General features: G+C 41.4%; 20 protein-coding genes. 19 read left to right on the forward strand and 1 reads right to left on the reverse strand.

Annotation, left to right across the window (positions count from 1 at the left end; all coding sequences use genetic code 11):
* Positions 1 to 33 precede the first annotated feature (33 nt).
* Positions 34 to 324 (reverse strand): AbrB/MazE/SpoVT family DNA-binding domain-containing protein, encoded by a 291-nt coding sequence (locus MHB83_RS05140; RefSeq protein WP_087975202.1) that lies wholly within the window; start codon positions 322 to 324, stop codon positions 34 to 36.
* A gap of 518 nt (positions 325 to 842) precedes the next feature.
* On the opposite strand from MHB83_RS05140, the gene metG reads away from it, so the two are divergent.
* The 19 genes from metG to spoVT all read left to right on the forward strand — a co-directional run bounded on the left by metG (position 843) and on the right by spoVT (position 19989).
* The gene (gene metG / locus MHB83_RS05145; protein WP_340901033.1) at positions 843 to 2843 is read left to right on the forward strand and encodes a methionine--tRNA ligase; all 2001 of its coding nucleotides are present in this window, start codon (positions 843 to 845) and stop codon (positions 2841 to 2843) included.
* 81 nt (positions 2844 to 2924) lie between these two features.
* Positions 2925 to 3692 carry a TatD family hydrolase gene (locus MHB83_RS05150; RefSeq protein WP_050945797.1) on the forward strand — a complete coding sequence of 256 codons (768 nt, stop codon included), beginning with the start codon at positions 2925 to 2927 and terminating at the stop codon, positions 3690 to 3692.
* A gap of 244 nt (positions 3693 to 3936) precedes the next feature.
* Positions 3937 to 5139: a G5 and 3D domain-containing protein gene (locus MHB83_RS05155; protein ID WP_050945796.1), complete on the forward strand. Its 1203-nt coding sequence runs from the start codon at positions 3937 to 3939 to the stop codon at positions 5137 to 5139.
* Positions 5140 to 5299: 160 nt separating this feature from the next.
* Complete coding sequence (gene rnmV, locus MHB83_RS05160; protein WP_012008650.1) at positions 5300 to 5860, forward strand: ribonuclease M5; 561 nt, start codon at positions 5300 to 5302, stop codon at positions 5858 to 5860.
* Positions 5853 to 6731 (forward strand): 16S rRNA (adenine(1518)-N(6)/adenine(1519)-N(6))-dimethyltransferase RsmA, encoded by an 879-nt coding sequence (rsmA, locus tag MHB83_RS05165; RefSeq protein WP_251191533.1) that lies wholly within the window; start codon positions 5853 to 5855, stop codon positions 6729 to 6731. Before rnmV ends, rsmA begins: the two co-directional genes overlap by 8 nt.
* A 133-nt stretch (positions 6732 to 6864) precedes the next feature.
* Positions 6865 to 7749: a sporulation peptidase YabG gene (gene yabG, locus MHB83_RS05170; protein ID WP_034620903.1), complete on the forward strand. Its 885-nt coding sequence runs from the start codon at positions 6865 to 6867 to the stop codon at positions 7747 to 7749.
* Positions 7750 to 7962: 213 nt separating this feature from the next.
* Positions 7963 to 8220 carry a Veg family protein gene (locus MHB83_RS05175; protein ID WP_003217979.1) on the forward strand — a complete coding sequence of 86 codons (258 nt, stop codon included), beginning with the start codon at positions 7963 to 7965 and terminating at the stop codon, positions 8218 to 8220.
* A gap of 163 nt (positions 8221 to 8383) precedes the next feature.
* Positions 8384 to 8569, forward strand: coding sequence for a small, acid-soluble spore protein, alpha/beta type (locus MHB83_RS05180; RefSeq protein ID WP_012008653.1), 186 nt, complete (start codon positions 8384 to 8386; stop codon positions 8567 to 8569).
* A gap of 146 nt (positions 8570 to 8715) precedes the next feature.
* Positions 8716 to 9585, forward strand: coding sequence for a 4-(cytidine 5'-diphospho)-2-C-methyl-D-erythritol kinase (gene ispE, locus MHB83_RS05185; RefSeq protein WP_034620899.1), 870 nt, complete (start codon positions 8716 to 8718; stop codon positions 9583 to 9585).
* Positions 9586 to 9640: 55 nt separating this feature from the next.
* Entirely contained in the window at positions 9641 to 10474 is an 834-nt protein-coding gene (purR, locus tag MHB83_RS05190; RefSeq protein ID WP_003217919.1) for a pur operon repressor, read from the forward strand.
* A 37-nt stretch (positions 10475 to 10511) separates the two neighbouring features.
* Positions 10512 to 10889 carry a 2-iminobutanoate/2-iminopropanoate deaminase gene (gene ridA, locus MHB83_RS05195; protein ID WP_003217959.1) on the forward strand — a complete coding sequence of 126 codons (378 nt, stop codon included), beginning with the start codon at positions 10512 to 10514 and terminating at the stop codon, positions 10887 to 10889.
* A gap of 225 nt (positions 10890 to 11114) precedes the next feature.
* The gene (gene spoVG, locus MHB83_RS05200; RefSeq protein ID WP_034324487.1) at positions 11115 to 11411 is read left to right on the forward strand and encodes a septation regulator SpoVG; all 297 of its coding nucleotides are present in this window, start codon (positions 11115 to 11117) and stop codon (positions 11409 to 11411) included.
* Positions 11412 to 11609: 198 nt separating this feature from the next.
* Positions 11610 to 12980, forward strand: a complete 1371-nt coding sequence (gene glmU / locus MHB83_RS05205) for a bifunctional UDP-N-acetylglucosamine diphosphorylase/glucosamine-1-phosphate N-acetyltransferase GlmU (protein WP_003217924.1) — start codon at positions 11610 to 11612, stop codon at positions 12978 to 12980.
* A 22-nt stretch (positions 12981 to 13002) separates the two neighbouring features.
* Positions 13003 to 13956 carry a ribose-phosphate diphosphokinase gene (locus MHB83_RS05210; RefSeq protein ID WP_003217907.1) on the forward strand — a complete coding sequence of 318 codons (954 nt, stop codon included), beginning with the start codon at positions 13003 to 13005 and terminating at the stop codon, positions 13954 to 13956.
* A gap of 137 nt (positions 13957 to 14093) precedes the next feature.
* Entirely contained in the window at positions 14094 to 14720 is a 627-nt protein-coding gene (locus MHB83_RS05215) for a 50S ribosomal protein L25/general stress protein Ctc (protein WP_003217956.1), read from the forward strand.
* A 139-nt stretch (positions 14721 to 14859) separates the two neighbouring features.
* Positions 14860 to 15426: an aminoacyl-tRNA hydrolase gene (gene pth / locus MHB83_RS05220; protein WP_322000614.1), complete on the forward strand. Its 567-nt coding sequence runs from the start codon at positions 14860 to 14862 to the stop codon at positions 15424 to 15426.
* 55 nt (positions 15427 to 15481) lie between these two features.
* Complete coding sequence (locus MHB83_RS05225) at positions 15482 to 15712, forward strand: anti-sigma-F factor Fin family protein (protein WP_003217967.1); 231 nt, start codon at positions 15482 to 15484, stop codon at positions 15710 to 15712.
* A 67-nt stretch (positions 15713 to 15779) separates the two neighbouring features.
* Complete coding sequence (gene mfd / locus MHB83_RS05230) at positions 15780 to 19313, forward strand: transcription-repair coupling factor (protein WP_327840484.1); 3534 nt, start codon at positions 15780 to 15782, stop codon at positions 19311 to 19313.
* Positions 19314 to 19452: 139 nt separating this feature from the next.
* The gene (gene spoVT / locus MHB83_RS05235) at positions 19453 to 19989 is read left to right on the forward strand and encodes a stage V sporulation protein T (RefSeq protein WP_003217990.1); all 537 of its coding nucleotides are present in this window, start codon (positions 19453 to 19455) and stop codon (positions 19987 to 19989) included.
* Positions 19990 to 20130: the final 141 nt, after the last annotated feature.

The following is a 20130-nucleotide window of genomic DNA, read 5'->3' on the forward strand; positions in this document are numbered from 1 at the left end:
GCAAACGGTGCAAGAACCTTTTTTATATCAAACTTATTTTTGTGATTGAAGTTGGTTTTGGATTTCGTTAATGATTTGCTCTGCACCTTCACGGCTAAGAACTAATTTACCATTAGCAAGTTTAAGGTTATCGTCTGATACTTCACCTGTAACTTGGCAAGTCATGTTTGGTTTATATTTTTTTAGGATAATTTTTTCATCATCAACATAAATTTCCAAAGCGTCTTTTTCAGCGATTCCTAGAGTACGGCGAAGTTCGATTGGAATCACCACGCGCCCTAATTCGTCAACTTTACGTACAATACCTGTAGATTTCATCTTCATTCTCCTCCCAAAGAGTTCTTATTCTTAATATAATATTATCTTCGTCATTATTCGACAAATTCCTTACATTCATAGCATAACAAGGTTTCCATAAATCGTCAATCATTTTGTTTACTATTGTTTGTAAAATATGACTCTTAAAGTCAAAAGACCTTGAAACTACTGATTTATAAGGATTTTGCGGCTTTTTTCTATGAAAATATGAGAAATGACGAGTTCAGATTAACAAGACTTTTGCCCTAAATTAGACAATTGTAAATCTGGAGATAGATTTCATACGACAATATTCGACAAAATGTCGACAGGTTTGTCGTTTTTTTCGAAAAACTCATCTTTTTCGATCATTTCATCTTGTTCTATGTATATATGCTTGATCTTAAAGGCTAAGATGGTATCATAGAGAAAGCACAAGTGCAAAATTTAATAAATGGATCTAACACATTTTCATGTAATGATGATAACCGCTCTCGTCCATTGGGCGGGAGTTTTTGACATTTATACACGCAGGAGGTTCCAACATGCCGGAAAAGAAAAAAACGTTCTATCTGACAACACCTATTTACTATCCGAGCGGAAAATTACATATTGGACATGCTTATACGACAGTAGCAGGGGATGCTATGGCTCGTTATAAACGTCTTCAAGGCTATGATGTGATGTATTTAACGGGTACAGATGAGCACGGACAAAAAATTCAGCAAAAAGCTGAAGAACAAAACATCACACCGATCGAGTATTTAGATCCTGTCGTAGCAGACATTCAATCACTATGGAAGAAACTCGACATTTCCAATGATGATTTCATCCGTACAACAGAAAAAAGACATACGAAAATCATTGAGCAAGTATTTCAAAAGCTGCTTGATCAAGGCGATATTTATTTAGACCAATATGAAGGCTGGTACAGTATTCCTGATGAGACATTCTATACGGAAACACAGCTTGTGGATGTTGAGCGGAATGAAAAAGGAGAAGTCACTGGCGGGAAAAGCCCTGACAGCGGACATCCTGTCGAATTAATTAAAGAGGAATCATATTTCTTCCGTATGAGTAAGTATGCGGATCGTTTACTAGACTATTACGAAAAGAATCCAACGTTCATTCAGCCTGAATCAAGAAAGAATGAAATGATCAATAACTTCATCAAACCAGGTTTAGAGGATCTAGCTGTATCAAGAACAACCTTTGACTGGGGAATTAAAGTTCCAAACAATCCAAAGCACGTCATCTATGTATGGATTGATGCGTTGTTCAACTATTTAACTGCGATTGGTTACGGTACTGATCAGGATGAAAAATATAAAAAATATTGGCCTGCCAACGTGCACCTCGTAGGGAAAGAAATTGTTCGTTTTCATACGATTTATTGGCCAATTATGCTGATGGCACTCGATCTGCCGCTGCCGAAACAAATTTTCGCACACGGCTGGCTGTTGATGAAAGATGGTAAGATGTCTAAATCAAAAGGGAACGTAGTAGATCCGGTCACATTAATAGATCGCTACGGTCTTGATGCCCTTCGTTATTACCTCCTTCGTGAAGTACCATTTGGTGCGGATGGTGTGTTTACACCAGAAGGATTCGTGGAACGTGTAAACTATGACCTTGCCAATGACTTAGGTAACTTGCTTAACCGTACAGTTGCGATGGTTCAAAAATATTTTGACGGTACATTAAGCAGCTATAAGGGTCCAGTTAATGAGTTTGATGAGGAGCTTAAAGCAGTAGCTGAGCAAACAGTCAAAGCCTATGAAGAAGCGATGGAAAACCTTGAATTCTCTGTGGCTCTTTCAAATGTTTGGACATTAATCAGCAGAACCAATAAATATATTGACCAGACAGCTCCTTGGGTGCTGGCAAAGGATGAAACAAAACGAAAAGAGCTGCATTCTGTCATGTATCATTTAGCAGAATCACTCCGCATCACAGCAGTGCTCTTAACGCCTTTCCTAACGAAAACACCTGAGAAAATTTTCTTCCAGCTTGGCATTGAAGAAGAGAAGCTTAAAAGCTGGGATAGCATTCTATCTTTCGGTGCGATTCAACAAGCGACGGTACAAAAAGGCGAACCTTTGTTCCCGCGTTTAGAGGTTGAAGAAGAAGTAGCATATATTAAAGAGAAAATGCAGGGAAGTGCACCAAAGGTAGAAGAAAAGAAAGTAGAAATAGAAGAAACAGAATTACCTGAGCTAGGAGCAGAAATTGCTTTTGATGATTTCTCAAAAGTTGATCTTCGAGTCGCACAGGTACTGGAAGCAGCCCCAGTGAAAAAAGCAGATCGTCTCTTAAAGCTGCAGCTTGATTTTGGATTTGAAAAGAGACAAATTGTTTCGGGGATAGCCAAGCATTATCAACCTGAGGAATTAGTAGGGAAGAAGCTCGTCTGTGTAGCAAATCTCACACCAGTTAAACTCAGAGGGGAAATTTCCCAGGGAATGATTTTAACTGGAGAAACTAGCGGGAAATTGCAGGTTCTTGAAGTGGATCAATCTCTAGCAAATGGAACAAAAATTTTATAAATCAACAAAGGTGTTCCACGTGTAACATTTCGTCGAACACCTTTTGTTTTTTAGAAGAATTGTCGAAAGGAGCAATCAACGATGTTATTTGATACACATGCCCACTTAAATGCGGAACAATATAATGAAGACTTAGAGCAGGTGATCGAAAGAGCGAAGAGTGAAAAAGTCGAAAAAATCGTAGTGGTAGGGTTTGACCGCCCGACAATTACGAGAGCAATGGAATTAATTGAAGAGTATGATTTCATCTATGCAGCCATTGGCTGGCACCCAGTCGACGCCATCGATATGACAGATGAAGATTTGCTGTGGATCAAAGAATTATCTCAACATGAAAAAGTCGTTGCAATTGGAGAAATGGGTCTCGATTACTATTGGGACAAGTCGCCAAAAGATGTGCAAAAAGAAGTCTTTAGACGTCAAATTGCTCTTGCGAAGGAAGTGAATCTTCCGATCATTATTCATAATCGTGACGCAACGGAAGATGTCGTGACGATCTTAAAGGAAGAGGGAGCGGCTGAAGTTGGAGGGATTATGCATTGCTTTACTGGCAGCCTAGAAATCGCAAAAGCGTGTATGGATATGAACTTTTATATTTCATTCGGTGGACCCGTGACATTTAAAAATGCCAAAAAACCGAAGGAAGTTGTCAAAGACATACCAAGTGACCGACTTTTAATTGAAACAGACTGCCCATACTTAACGCCAGCGCCATTTAGAGGAAAACGCAACGAGCCAAGTTATGTGAAATATATCGCAGAACAAATTGCGGAGTTACGAGAAATAAGCTTTGAAGAGCTTGCTGAATTGACCACAAAAAATGCGAAAAAAGTTTTCGGTATAAACTGACAGTATATGATGTCAATCCTTGTTTAAGCTTGTCCATTTGTGAAACATAACGAAAATGTTCTACACGTTTACGCGTCTTCATAGGATAAGTTGTCGATAAGTCTTTCTTCCCTTCCTTCCATTAATCTCCCATAATAGGGTTACAATCGAGCATTTTTGTACAGTGGGTGGAAGGGTTGACAGGTTTTGAGATACTCTATATAATCTCTCCGAGGAGAAGGAGGCGTTTTTCATCGTACAAAAAATGAAAAATCTGTTTTCTGTTAAGCTAGGAAAAGGCAAGGTTTTATTACTAGTTGTTTGCTTGCTTTTAGCTGGAACTGGGACGGCTTACGGTGCGCATGAGCTCACTAAGCAGTCTATTACCATTTCAATCAATGGTAAAGAGAAGACAATTCGTACACATGAAGAGACAGTAGCACAGCTGTTTTCAGACCTTGGAATAAAGACCAAGGCGGAGGATCATATCTCTCCAAGTCTAAATACAAAGATTGAAGACAACATGAACATTGTGTATGATGCGGCTATACCGGTTCATCTGACCCTAGATGGGAAAGAGAAAACGATATGGACAACAGATCAGACGGTTGGAGCATTATTGAAGAATGAGAAGATAGATATTGGGAAGCACGATCAAGTAACTCCAGGAAAGAATAACAAGATTAAAAAGGATATGGATCTTGTGGTTCAGCAGGCCTTCCAGGTCAGCGTAAATGATGGAGGAAAAGAGAAAAAAGTGTGGACCACTTCGACTACGGTCGCTGACTTTTTAAAGCAACAAGAGCTGAAGCTCAAGAAGCACGATAAGATCAAACCTGCGTTACATAGTCACATTTCTAATAAAAGCGCAGATATCCAGATCACTCGGGTGGAAAAAGTCACCGATGTAGTGGAAGAGAAAATTGCTTTTGATACCAAACATAAAAAGGATCGTTCTCTTGAAAAAGGAAAAGAGAAGGTGCTTAAAAAAGGTGAAGAAGGTAAATTGAAGAAGCACTATGCCATTGTGAAAGAAAACGGCAAAGTGGTGTCTAAAGAATTGATTAAAGAAGTGACTGAAAAAGATAGCAAGGATCGTTTAGTGGCCATTGGTACACAAGAGTCCCAAAAAGAGCCTAAAGCGACACCTGCCGTTTCAAGAAGCAATGAATCGTCAGGAAAAGAATTTTATGTGACGTCGACAGCCTATACAGCGAGCTGTGCTGGATGTACGGGCAGAACGTCAACTGGCTATAATTTAAAATCAAATCCAGGTGCAAAGGTCATAGCAGTTGATCCGAGTGTCATTCCGCTAGGCTCTAAAGTGTATGTGGAAGGCTATGGATATGCCGTTGCATCAGACACTGGATCTGCTATAAAAGGGAATAAAATTGATGTGTTCGTCCCAAATAAGTCGGCAGCTTATCAATGGGGAAATAAACGAGTGAAAATTAGAGTACTCAAATAAACACATCAAATCATTTATATGAACAGAGGGCTTTGCGCACCCTCTGTTTTTTTGGTTATAATAGAAGCACTGTTTTCTAATTAATTAGACGCAAAAACAGCAAGAAAGGTTTCATTTTTTAACCAAAAATTGTTTATTGTTTTTGCAAGCGGAGGAATACATGAAAATCAAAGAAATCATTGTGGTGGAAGGTCGTGACGACACTGCGAGAGTGAAGATGGCAGTTGATGCAGATACGATCGAAACAAACGGATCAGCCATTGGCGATACAGTTATTCAACAAGTGCGTCTTGCTCAGGAGACGAGAGGGGTCATTATTTTAACTGATCCTGATTTCCCTGGGGAGAAGATCCGGAAAACCATCGCAGAAGCGGTTCCTGGCTGTAAGCACGCATTTTTGCCAAAACATCTTGCGAAGGCGAAGCGGGACAAAGGAATTGGTGTCGAGCATGCTTCCTTGGACAGTATTCGGGAATGCCTTGCCCATGTCCATGAGGAAATGGAAGTAACGGAAAGTGACATTACATTAGATGACTTATTTGACGCAGGCCTAATCGGAGGCGAATCATCGAAACGCCGCCGAGAACGACTAGGTGTGCTATTAAATATAGGATATACCAATGCGAAGCAGCTGCATAAGCGCCTTCACATGTTCCAAATAACCAAACATGATTTTATTGCGGCCTTAAAGACCGTCATGCAGGAGGAAGCCGATGAATAAAGATATAGCGACACCCATCAGAACGAAGGAAATACTGAAGAAATACGGTTTCTCTTTTAAAAAGAGCTTAGGGCAGAACTTTTTAATTGATACAAATATACTCGATCGTATTGTCGATCACGCAGAGGTGACGGATGAGACCGGCGTGATTGAGATTGGGCCTGGTATCGGTGCATTGACCGAGCAGCTCGCTAAGCGTGCAAAGAAAGTCACCGCGTTTGAAATCGATCAGCGGTTATTGCCCATTTTAAACGATACACTTTCTCCATATGATAATGTTACGATCATTCATCAAGACGTATTAAAGGCAGATGTGGGAAAGGTCATCGAGGAAAATTTTGCTGACTGTAAAGAAGTGATGGTTGTCGCCAACCTTCCATATTACGTGACGACACCGATTATTATGAAGCTGCTTGAAGAAAACCTTCCATTGAAAGGGATTGTAGTCATGCTGCAAAAAGAAGTAGCAGATCGTATGGCCGCTGTCCCTTCATCAAAGGAATACAATTCGCTGTCTATCGCAGTTCAATACTATACGGAAGCGAAAACGGTGATGGTTGTGCCTAAAACGGTTTTCGTTCCACAGCCAAATGTCGATTCGGCTGTGATCAAGCTGACCGTTCGTGAAACGCCTGCTGTCTCAGTAGAAAATGATGAGTTTTTCTTTCAATTGATCCGTGCGAGCTTTGGTCAGCGCCGAAAAACATTGATGAATAATCTCATGAACAACTTACCTGATGGAAAGCAACATAAAGCGATCATTGAAGAAGCACTTCAAACAGCAGACATTGATGGAAAGCGCCGCGGCGAGTCATTATCCATTGAGGAATTTGCCCGTTTGGCGAATGTTTTACAAAAAGCCCTGTCTTAAGGGCTTTTTTCTTTTGTTTTTCACCACTTCGTTTGTTCGGGCATAGGCTAGAAAGAACAGCACCATGAAAGACGAACATATTTAGCGCAAGACGATACCAACAGGATATGAGCCTGATTGTGGAGTGAAAAGCATGCAATTTCAAATAGGAGATATGGTGACAAGGGCATCCTATCAAATGGATATTTTGTTTCGAATTATTCGAATTGATGAGACCGATCAGCACGAAGCCACCGCCATATTGCATGGGAATGAAGTGAGGCTGATTGCTGATGCCAAGTTGTCAGATCTCGTCAAGGTTCAAAAAGAGGAACAGCTGACTAGAGAGAAAAATGACGAAAGAAAAATCAATGAATCGCTCGATTTACTAAGACAGGATTATCAGCTGCTGCGGGAAAAACAAGAGTATTATACTTCTGGACAATATCAGCATCAGGAGCAGTATTTTCACATGCCTGGAAAGGTCCTTCATTTAGATGGAGATGCTTCATACTTAAAGAAATGCTTAGATGTATATGAACGAATTGGTGTACCTGTGTATGGGGTGCATTGCCATGAGAAGAAAATGCCAAGCATGATTGACTCGTTAATTGATCAATATCGGCCAGATATATTGGTTATCACAGGACATGATGCGTATTCCAAGCAAAAGGGCGGCGTACATGATATCAGTGCATATCGTCATTCTCGGCATTTCGTTGAAACGGTTCAAAAAGCCAGACGGAAAATCCCTCATTTAGATCAGCTTGTGATCTTTGCTGGTGCCTGTCAATCTCATTTCGAATCATTGATCCAAGCAGGTGCCAATTTTGCGAGCTCGCCTTCGCGTGTGAATATCCATGCGCTCGACCCCGTCTATATCGTTGCGAAGATCAGCTTCACTCCATTTGTAGATCGAATCAACGTGTGGGATGTGCTCCGAAATACATTAACAAGAGAAAAAGGGCTCGGAGGCATCGAGACGAAGGGTGTTCTAAGGGTAGGTATGCCATATAAAAGAGATCATGAATCGACATAACCCGACTGATTTCAGTCTGGTTTTTTTTATGTTCAAAAAGAAATTGCAAAAGGATACATAATTCACCGGAAATTGAGAAAAATAGGGAGGAGAAAAGGTAGAAGTTTGTCAAAATTATTTTGTTGACAATGGCTCGTGTTCGTTGATATAATTTAATTTTTATTTGACAAAAACGGGCCGTTGTTGTATAATTATCTCAGTGAGGTGGATGCAATGGCGAAGACTTTGTCCGACATCAAAAGATCGCTTGATGGTAACTTAGGTAAACGTTTGACGTTAAAGGCTAACGGGGGCCGCCGTAAAACAATTGAGCGTTCGGGCATTTTAGCTGAAACGTACCCTTCTGTATTTGTGATTCAATTAGATCAAGATGAGAATTCGTTTGAAAGAGTTTCTTATAGTTATGCAGATATACTGACTGAGACGGTCGAATTAACGTTCGATGATACCGCTAGCTCAGTCGCCTATTAATGGGCAGTGAACTTTTTGTTTACTGCTTTTTGTTTTGCCTTTTTTTCTGAATGGGAGTCTGTCCATTTTTTGAAAGGGGTAAAAGAAAGGATTCGATACAAAATAAGAAAGCCACACAAGCGGTGGCACTGATTCGAATTCTCGACTAAAGGGGCTGTTTCGTTTGGGTAGACGCCGAGGCATTATGTCAGATGAGTTCAAATACGAGCTGGCGAAGGATCTTGGATTTTATGATACCGTCAAAAATGGAGGCTGGGGAGAGATTCGTGCGCGTGACGCAGGTAATATGGTCAAACGTGCCATTGAATTAGCTCAACAGCACATGGCTCAGGATGAGAATCAACGATAGAAAAACGGTCAGGGATACCTCGGGTGTCTCTGGCTTTTTTTGATGAAAAAGTCAGTGTGCTCAGCGTAAAAGCCTATATTCATCAGATCCATCAAATGTGATACAATATTGATACTTATGTTTAGATGGAGAAGTAGGTGAAATGTTTGCGTATTTTAGAAAAAGCACCGGCGAAAATTAATCTCTCACTTGATGTTCATGGAAAAAGACCGGATGGATATCACGAAGTGGAGATGGTGATGACAACAATAGACCTTGCAGATCGACTTGAGCTGACGGAGCTGGACAAGGATGAAATCCGTGTATCATCTCATAATCGATTCGTGCCAGATGACCAGCGTAATTTGGCTTATCAGGCGGCTAAATTACTTAAAACAAGGTTCGGTATTCAAAAAGGTGTATCCATTGTCATCACAAAAACAATTCCAGTCGCAGCAGGGTTAGCTGGAGGCAGCAGTGATGCAGCAGCAGCACTTCGCGGCTTAAATCGTTTGTGGAAGCTGAACCTCACGTTAGATGAACTAGCTGAGCTTGGAGCGGAGATCGGCTCAGATGTGTCCTTTTGTGTACACGGAGGAACAGCACTAGCGACAGGACGTGGAGAAAAGCTGCAGCATATTGCGACACCGCCGCATTGCTGGGTGATTTTAGCGAAGCCGGTGATTGGGGTATCTACAGCTGAAGTCTATAGACAATATGACGCAAGCAAAGTAGAACACCCGAATGTAAAGCGTATGATTGAAGCGATTGAAGCGAAAGATTATAAAGAGATGTGCGGCTCACTCGGAAATGTTCTAGAGTCTGTGACATTAAAGATGTATCCAGAAGTAGATATGATCAAAAGACAGATGAAGCGTTTCGGTGCTGACGCTGTTTTAATGAGTGGAAGCGGCCCTACAGTATTTGGCTTGATTCAATATGAATCGAAGGTACAAAGAATATATAACGGACTGAGAGGATTTTGTGATCAAGTATACGCTGTCCGCATGATCGGCGAACAAAATGCCCTTGATTAAATCCGTATATTAAGTTATATTTATCATAAATTATTCGGGTTCTGGGGGTAAGTTCATGAAGTTTCGTCGAAGCGGCAGATTGGTGGACTTAACAAATTATTTGTTAGCCCACCCGCACGTACTAGTACCGTTAACTTTTTTTGCAGAAAGATATCAATCTGCGAAGTCCTCCATTAGTGAAGACTTAACGATTATCAAACAGACCTTCGAACAGCAGGGAATAGGCACATTGCTTACTGTACCTGGTGCTGCTGGCGGAGTGAAATATATTCCAAAGATTCACCTAAAAGAAGCAGACGACGTGGTAAACGATATCGGAGAAGCTCTATCGACTCCTGAACGTGTACTTCCTGGCGGTTATTTATATTTAACCGATGTTTTAGGGAATCCTTCAATCCTTGCGAAAATCGGTAAGCTATTTGCGACCATCTTTGCAGATCGTGCGATTGATGTCGTCATGACTGTTGCGACAAAGGGTATTCCTATTGCCTATTCTGTTGCGGGTTATTTAAATGTGCCGGTTGTGATCGTTAGAAAAGATAATAAAGTAACTGAGGGATCAACTGTAAGTATTAACTACGCGTCAGGTTCGTCTAATCGAATTCAAACCATGTCACTTGCAAAGCGGAGCTTAGATAAAGGATCCAATGTCCTGATCATTGATGACTTTATGAAAGCTGGCGGAACCATTAACGGCATGGTGAATTTGCTTGAGGAATTTAATGCAAATGTTGCAGGGATCGGTGTTCTTTTAGAAGATGAAGGCGTAGATGAACGTCTCGTTGATGAGTATGTATCGCTTTTAAAGCTTTCAACCATTGATATGAAGCAGAAGATCATTGAGATCAATGAAGGCAATTTCCACGAGTTTTTTCATTCGAAAGCTTAAGCATTGATAAACATGTAGTTGAATGGGAGAGATTGATATGACAAAAGTTGTTCAAACCAAACATGCACCAGCAGCCATTGGACCTTACTCTCAAGGGATTATTGTCAATAACATGTTTTACAGCTCCGGGCAGATTCCATTAACGGCAGCTGGAGACTTTGTAAATGGAGATATTAAAGAACAAACTCATCAAGTGTTCCGTAATCTTAAGGCCGTACTTGAAGCAGCAGGTGCTTCCTTTGAAACAGTCGTGAAAGCAACAGTTTTTATCAAGGATATGGAACAATTCGCAGAAGTAAATGAAGTGTATGGTGAGTATTTCCATACACATAAGCCAGCTCGTTCTTGTGTGGAAGTGGCAAGACTTCCTAAGGATGCACTCGTAGAAATTGAAGTGATTGCATTAGTAAAGTAAACAGGCAATCGTAACGAAAGCCGTTTGGTTTCATCATATGCAGGAAAAGACATCATCATGATGTCTTTTTTTCGCGCAGAGAATGTAAGCGTCGTCACGAATATGACAAAAAATGTATAAATATCCCGATATTTCAAAAAAAGTTTAAAAAAAGAGCAGGAGAATCACCACAATCGTTGAATACCTAAGTAATGCTTTTATATTGGGAAAAGGTGGTGAACTACTGTGGAAGTTACTGACGTAAGATTACGCCGCGTGAATACCGATGGTCGCATGAGGGCGATTGCATCCATCACGCTGGACCACGAATTTGTTGTTCATGATATTCGTGTGATTGATGGAAACAATGGCTTGTTTGTTGCAATGCCTAGCAAACGCACGCCTGATGGAGAGTTTCGCGACATTGCACATCCAATTAATTCAGGTACTCGGGGAAAAATCCAAGATGCTGTATTAAATGAATATCATCGCTTAGGCGAAGAGGAAGAGACAATTGAATATGAAGAAGCTGGAGCTTCTTAATGATACGTTAACCTAAAAAGGCAGCTTTAAGAGAAAATGGATGTTTTCTTTTAAATGCTGTCTTTTTTGCGTTTTTCCTCATGTGTCTTATATGTTTCATCCGTTAGAAAAATATTGTACTTCCTCATGTATCCTTGAAATCAGTCCTTATTTAGGATATATTTTTCTATGGATAATAGGGATATTGGAGGCCAATCAATGGATAAGCGGTTCGCAGTGATTTTAGCAGCGGGAAAAGGAACGAGAATGAAGTCAAAGCTATACAAAGTACTTCATCCAGTTTGCGGAAAGCCAATGGTCGAGCATGTGGCAGATGAAGCGTTAAAGCTTTCTTTAGCCAAGCTAGTGACGATTGTCGGTCATGGAGCAGAGAACGTCAAAGAGCAGCTTGGAGACAGAAGTGAGTATGCACTTCAAGAAGAACAGCTGGGAACAGCACATGCCGTCAAGCAAGCAAAGTCGTTCCTTGCGCAGGAAAAGGGAACAACCATTGTCATTTGTGGTGATACGCCATTATTGACAGCGGAAACAATGGAAGCTATGTTGAGCGAGCATCAAAAACATCAAGCGAAAGTCACTATTTTAACAGCACATGCGGATGACCCGACAGGTTATGGTCGTATTATTCGTGACGAAACCGGTGCTGTCGTGAAAATTGTGGAGCATAAAGATGCGAATGATGCGGAACGTCAAGTGAATGAAATTAATACAGGGACTTATTGTTTTTCAAATGAAGATCTCTTCCGTGTGATTGAGCAAGTGTCGAATGAAAATGCACAGGGCGAATACTATTTGCCAGATGTCATTGAAATTTTAAAGAATGAAGGACAAACGGTTGCAGCATATCAAACACCGCATTTTGAAGAAACACTTGGAGTCAATGATCGTATCGCTCTATCACAAGCAGAGCAATTCATGAAGCGACGTATTAATCATCAGCATATGAAGAATGGTGTGACCTTGATTGATCCTGAGAACACGTATATTTCACCTGATGCAGTGATCGGTGAAGATACAATGATTTATCCTGGGACGGTCATCAAAGGGAATGTGAAAATCGGTGCAGACGCCACTATTGGGCCAAACACTGAAATTGTTGACAGCATCATCGGAGACCGCACAGTGATTAAGCAATCTGTCGTCTGCGATAGTGAGGTTGGAGTCGATGTGACAATTGGGCCGTTTGCTCATATTCGCCCGTTGTCGAAAATTGGCGATGAAGTGAAAATCGGGAATTTTGTCGAAATCAAGAAAACGGTTTTCGGTGACCGCAGCAAAGCATCTCATCTAAGCTATATTGGAGATGCAGAGGTCGGAACTGATGTAAACCTTGGCTGTGGATCTATTACAGTCAACTATGATGGGAAGAACAAATTCTTAACGAAGATTGAAGATGGCGCTTTTATTGGCTGTAATTCTAATCTCGTGGCACCAGTCACTGTCGGAAAAGGGGCATATGTTGCAGCTGGTTCAACGGTTACAGAAGATGTACCGCAGGATGCATTGTCTATTGCTAGAGCAAGACAAGTCAATAAAGAAGATTATGTGAAAAATATTCATAAAAAATAATCCAAATACCCGGAGGTTTACCATGTCTAATCGTTATGCTGATGCGAATTTAAAGATATTCTCTTTGAATTCAAACCCTGAACTTGCGAAAGAAATTGCCGATCGTATCGGAGTTGATGTAGGAAAGAGCTCTGTTAAACGCTTTAGTGACGGTGAAGTCCAAATCAATATTGAAGAAAGTATCCGCGGCTGTGATTGTTATGTCATTCAATCCACTAGTGCGCCAGTGAATGAGCACATTATGGAGCTGCTCATTATGGTAGATGCACTAAAACGCGCTTCTGCGAAAACGGTCAATATTGTGATCCCTTATTACGGATATGCACGTCAAGATCGTAAGGCAAAACCTCGTGAGCCAATCACTGCGAAGCTATTTGCGAACTTACTTGAAACAGCGGGTGCTACACGTGTCATTGCACTTGATCTTCATGCGCCGCAAATCCAAGGTTTCTTTGATATTCCAATCGATAACTTAATGGCTGTGCCAATCTTAACAAACTATTTCGAACAGAAAAACTTGAATGATATCGTCGTTGTATCTCCTGACCACGGTGGTGTAACACGTGCGCGTAAAATGGCAGATCGCCTGAAAGCACCAATCGCAATTATCGACAAACGTCGTCCAAAGCCAAACGTTGCTGAAGTGATGAACATCATTGGTAACATTGAAGGCAAAACGGCGATTCTCATCGATGATATCATTGATACAGCTGGTACCATTACACTTGCTGCAAATGCACTTGTGGAAAATGGAGCGGCTGAAGTCTATGCTTGCTGTACTCACCCAGTATTGTCTGGACCAGCAGTAGAACGTATCACAAATTCTAAAATTAAAGAATTAGTTGTGACAAACAGTATTCACTTAACAGATGACAAGAAAGTTGGAAAATTCATTCCACTTTCAGTTGGGCCTTTGCTTGCAGAAGCCATCATCCGTGTACATGAAGAAGAATCTGTGAGCTACCTTTTCAGCTAATTTTCTGATTAAAAAAGGCCCTAGGCACCCGCTTAGGGTCTTTTTGCTATCATCATTCACAGCAAATAGGTTTAAAATGATTCGGTTATGGGTAATTATGAGAGTAGTGACAAAAATGAAATAGGATGGTGCTGAATATGGCAACTTTAAAAGCAAATAAAAGAACTGATTTCAAACGTTCCACACTGCAAAAAATCCGTCATTCAGGACACGTTCCTGGTGTCATATACGGAAAAAATACAGACAACCTGGCTGTTTCACTAGACAGCATCGATTTATTAAAGACCTTACGTGATGAAGGGAAGAATACAATCATCACACTAGACGTGAATGGTGAAACAAAATCTGTGATGGTCACAGAATTACAAACAGACCCGCTGAAAAATGAGCTTGTCCATGCAGATTTCCAAGTGGTCGATTTACAGCGTGAAATTGAAGCGGATGTACCTGTTCAACTGATTGGCGAATCTAAAGGAGTTAAAGATGGCGGTGTGCTTCAGCAGCCACTATTTGAACTATCCATTACAGCGAAACCAAAAGATATCCCTCAGCATATAGAAGCAGATATTACAAACTTAGAAGTGAATGATGTCCTAACAGTCGCTGATTTGTCTGTTCAGTCATCATATCAAGTGAATAACGATCCAGAAGAAGTCGTGGCATCCATTTTACCGCCTCAGCAATCAGAGGTTCCTGAACCAGATAGCGCAGAGGAACCAAAAGAACCTGAGGCCATTAAAGAAAAGGATAACGATGGAGAATAACTGGTCATTTAGAGACGTAACCCTCCCGCGGTTGCGTCTTTTGTGCTAGAATGAAAGGAATTCATACGTTTTACATGAGGCAATCCTATTGGCTCATTTTTTAGGCGTGTGCTTTGTGACAAAGGAGGTTATTGGTTTCATGCTTGCATTCATTGGATTGGGTAATCCAGGAAAAGAATATGAAAAAACAAGACATAATGTCGGGTTTATGACAATAGATGAATTATCGGAAAAATGGGACATCCCTTTAAATCAATCAAAATTCAATGGACTGTTTGGAACAGGGTTTGTTTCAGGGCAAAAGGTTCTACTTGTAAAGCCGCTTACATATATGAACTTATCAGGAGAATGCGTGCGTCCGCTAATGGATTACTATGATATTCCTCTTGAACATTTGAAAGTCATCTATGATGATCTTGATTTGCCAACTGGCCGGATTCGTTTGCGTACAAAAGGAAGTGCTGGCGGGCATAATGGAATCAAATCGTTGATTCAGCATTTAGGGTCACCTGAGTTTGATCGATTCCGTATTGGCATTGGACGCCCTCAAAATGGCATGAAGGTCGTCGATTACGTGCTAGGACGCTTTTCAGAAGAGGAGCAGCCTGACATTGCATCAGCCATTCAGGCGTCTGTTGAAGCTTGTGAGGCGGCTTTAACTAAGCCATTTTTAGAAGTGATGAATGATTTTAACAAAAAGGTATAAGAATGATAAGCAAAGCACATACTGATCATAAAATCTCAGCATGGGAGGATCACGTATGGCTTTGCATTATTACTGCCGGCACTGTGGTGTAAAGGTTGGCAGTCTAGATGAATCCGCTGTTCAAAGTGAAGCACTTGGATTTCATCACTTAACAAATGAGGAAAGAAACGATATGATTTCTTATAGGGAAAATGGTGATTTACATGTACAAACCATTTGTGAGGATTGCCAAGAGGCGCTCGAAAGAAATCCTGATTACCATCAGTATCATACCTTTATTCAATAAAAAGCTTTGGTGTAGATAATAGACCAAAGCGTTTTTCTGTTTTAAACAAGCAGGGAGGAGGAGCCAAATGAAAAATATACAATCATTTATCAAACAAAGTGATGATTTTCAGTCCATTTTTAATGGGCTAAAGGAAGGGTTAAAAGAACAGCTGCTCGCCGGACTATCAGGCTCCGTCAGATCTTTATTTACAGCCGCTATATCAGACGAACTTAAGCGGCCAATGTTTATTGTGACTCACAACTTGTATCAAGCGCAGAAGGTAACAGATGATCTTGCCAGTGTGATGTCAGATCGCTCGGTCCTTCTTTATCCTGTGAATGAACTCATTGCTTCAGAAATTGCCGTTGCAAGCCCTGAGCTCAGAGCACAGCGTCTAGATGTTCTGAACCGGCTGGCGAATGGAGAAAACCCCATTATCGTCACCCCGGCTGCTGCGGTGCGTCGAATGCTTCCGCCAGTTGAGCTCTGGAAGGAGAGTCAGATCCATTTAAAGCTTGGTGAAGAAATTGATTTGGAGGCGTTTTCAAAACAGCTTGTACAAATCGGTTATGACCGGACGTCAATGGTTGCTGCGCCCGGAGATTTTAGTGTGCGCGGAGGAATCATAGATATTTATTCGTTAACGGAAGATCATCCAATTCGTATTGAGCTGTTTGATACAGAAGTAGACTCAATTCGAACATTCCACTCGGATACACAGCGTTCATTAGAAACACTTCAAGAAATTAAAATCGGTCCCGCAAAAGAGCTGATTGTGAGAGGGCCTGAACGAGTGAGAGCCATTGAACAGCTTGATCAAGGACTTGCGAAGAGCTTAAAGAAATTCAACTCGGACCAGCAAAAAGAATTGTTGCATCAACATATTTCTGCTGATCGAGAGAAGCTGCTAGAAGGTATCGTGACACAGGAAATGACGAAGTACCTGTCCTATTTCTATGAAAAACCTGCTAGTTTGCTAGATTACACTTCACAGGATACGATTATTATTTTAGATGAAATTAGCAGGATTCAGGAGATGGAAGAACAGCTTGAGCAGGAAGAAGCCGATTGGACAATTAGCCTGCTTGAAGAAGGCAATATTCTTCATGATTTATCCCTTTCTTTCCCGTTCCAACAACTGATCAATCAGCAATCGCGGTCGATTCTGTACTACTCCTTGTTCCTGAGACATGTCCAGCAGACAAATCCGCAAAATATCGTCAATGTATCTAGTAAGCAAATGCAGAATTTCCACGGTCAGATGAATGTGCTTGCAAGTGAAATTGAACGCTACAAAAAACAACAATATACAGTTGTCTTCTTAGGTGCGGATGAAGAGCGGACAGACAAACTGTCTTCTGTCTTACATGATTATGACATTGAAGCCGCTCTTGCCAAGCCGGACGCAGAGCTTGTAAGCGGGCAGGTGTATATTTTACAAGGTGAGCTGCAAACAGGCTTTGAACTGCCGTTATCGAAAATTGCCGTGATCACAGAAGGCGAGCTCTTCAAGAAACGTGTGAAGAAGCAGGCGCGTAAGCAAAAGCTGACCAATGCAGAGCGAATTAAGAGCTATTCAGAGCTTCAAGTCGGCGATTACGTGGTGCACATTAACCACGGGATCGGTAAGTATTTAGGAATTGAAACGCTTGAAATCGGCGGCATTCATAAAGATTATTTAAATATTCATTATCAAGGAAGCGACAAGCTTTATGTACCGGTTGAACAAATTGATCAGGTACAGAAATATGTTGGATCAGAAGGTAAAGAACCAAAGCTGTACAAACTAGGCGGCAGCGATTGGAAACGTGTGAAGAAAAAAGTAGAGTCCTCTGTACAGGACATCGCAGATGATCTCATTAAGCTGTACGCAGAGCGTGAGGCAAGCAAAGGGTATGCCTTCTCGCCTGATCATGAGATGCAGCACCAGTTTGAATCAGCGTTCCCTTACCAGGAAACAGATGATCAAATCCGTTCGATTCATGAAATCAAACAAGACATGGAGCGGGAGCGTCCAATGGACCGCCTGCTTTGTGGAGATGTGGGATACGGAAAAACAGAAGTGGCGATTCGAGCCGCCTTCAAAGCGATTGCTGACGGGAAGCAAGTTGCTCTACTCGTGCCGACAACCATCTTAGCGCAGCAGCATTTTGACACGATTATGGACCGATTCCAAGACTATCCGGTCAAAATTGCTCAGCTGAGCCGTTTCCGTACAAGAAAAGAAACAACCGAAACGTTAAAAGGTTTGAAAAATGGAACGATTGATATGGTTATTGGTACACACCGTTTGCTTTCTAAAGATATTGTCTATAAAGACTTAGGTTTGTTGATTATTGATGAAGAGCAGCGTTTTGGTGTGACCCATAAAGAGAAAATTAAACAGATGAAAGCCAATATCGATGTACTGACATTAACGGCTACGCCAATTCCGCGTACGCTGCATATGTCTATGCTTGGCGTACGGGATTTATCGGTTATTGAAACACCGCCTGAAAACCGTTTCCCTGTTCAAACCTATGTGGTCGAGTACAATGGCGCTTTAGTCAGAGAAGCGATTGAGCGAGAACTAGCACGCGGTGGTCAAGTGTACTTCTTGTACAACCGTGTCGAGGATATTGAACGAAAAGCAGATGAAATCTCTATGTTAGTTCCAGATGCGAAAGTCAGCTATGCACATGGGAAAATGAGTGAGAACGAGCTGGAATCAGTGATGATCAATTTCCTTGAAGGTGAATCAGATGTATTGGTCAGTACCACCATCATTGAAACGGGAGTCGACATTCCAAATGTGAACACGCTCATCGTCCACGATGCGGATAAAATGGGGCTTTCTCAGCTGTACCAGCTAAGAGGACGAGTAGGACGCTCGAATCGGGTCGCATATGCTTATTTCACGTATCGAAAAGATAAAGTTCTTTCTGAAGTAGCAGAGAAGAGACTTCAAGCTATTAAAGAATTCACAGAGCTCGGATCAGGATTTAAAATTGCGATGCGTGATTTAACGATTCGAGGAGCAGGAAATTTACTTGGTGCACAGCAGCATGGATTCATTGATTCTGTTGGATTCGACCTCTATTCTCAAATGCTGAAAGAAGCCATTGAGGAAAGAAGAGGCGATACAACGGCTCAAGATAAATTCGAACCGGAAATCGATCTGCAAATCGATGCTTACATCCCGGACACTTACATTTCGGATGGGAAGCAAAAGATCGAGATGTATAAACAGTTCAGAGCGATTGGATCAATTGAAGAGCGAAAAGAGCTTCAAGATGAGATGATCGACCGATTCGGTGAATATCCGCAAGAAGTGGCGGACTTGTTCACGATTGCGACGATGAAAGTATACGCAGTGCAGGAACGTGTCGAACTGATCAAGATGGAGAAAGGCATTGTCAGGCTCACCCTTGAAGAGCAAGCAAGCAGTGAAATCGACGGTCAAAAATTATTTGCCCTCGGCAGTAAATATGGCCGTGATATTGGCTTAGGAATGGAAGGCAGCAAGCTAATTATTTCTGTCCAAACGAAAGGCAAGAAGACAGGGGAATGGCTTGAAATCGTTCTGAATATGCTTCGGGGTCTTCAAGATGTGAAAAAAGAAACCATTCCATCTTCATAAAAATTTGTTTGTCTCTCGTGTATATTACGGTTGATGTGACGGATACTAATCTCAGGGTCAAGTGGTGAATGTTGCATAAAGTGGACGCTTTTGCTCCATTCACCCAACACATCATCAAACGAAAGAGAGGCAGCAGTGAATGAAAGCAACTGGAATTGTACGCCGCATCGATGATCTAGGTAGAGTGGTTATTCCGAAGGAGATTCGCAGAACATTGCGCATCCGGGAAGGAGATCCGCTTGAGATTTTCGTCGACCGCGATGGAGAAGTCATTTTGAAGAAGTATTCGCCGATTAGTGAGCTAGGAGACTTTGCGAAGGAATATGCTGATGCATTATTCGACAGTTTGGGTCATTCCATCCTGATTTGTGATCGAGATACGTATATTGCTGTATCCGGCAGTTCGAAAAAAGAGTACTTAAACAAATCCATCAGTGATTTACTTGAACGAACAATGGACCAGCGCAATTCTGTATTAGAAGAAAGCAAAAAAGAAATTCAACTTGTCGATGGTATTGATGATGACGTATCTGCTTATACCATTGCACCTATTGTTGCAAACGGAGATCCGATTGGCGCCGTCGTCTTATTTTCTAAAGAGCGTTCAATGGGGGAAGTGGAACATAAAGCCGCAGAAACAGCAGCTGGCTTCCTAGCCCGTCAAATGGAACACTAGGTCTAATAATTCTATATCATTTTGATGAAACGAAAGAATGCCGATGAAATCATTTGATTTTGTCGGCGTTTTTTATATGGAATGAAACAAAACGAGAAATGTGCCGTCTACTCCTTAGAAAGAAACGGCTTTTCATTCACG

The organism is Bacillus sp. FSL K6-3149 (genome assembly GCF_038630515.1).
Classification (GTDB): Bacteria; Bacillota; Bacilli; order Bacillales; family Bacillaceae; genus Bacillus; species Bacillus pumilus.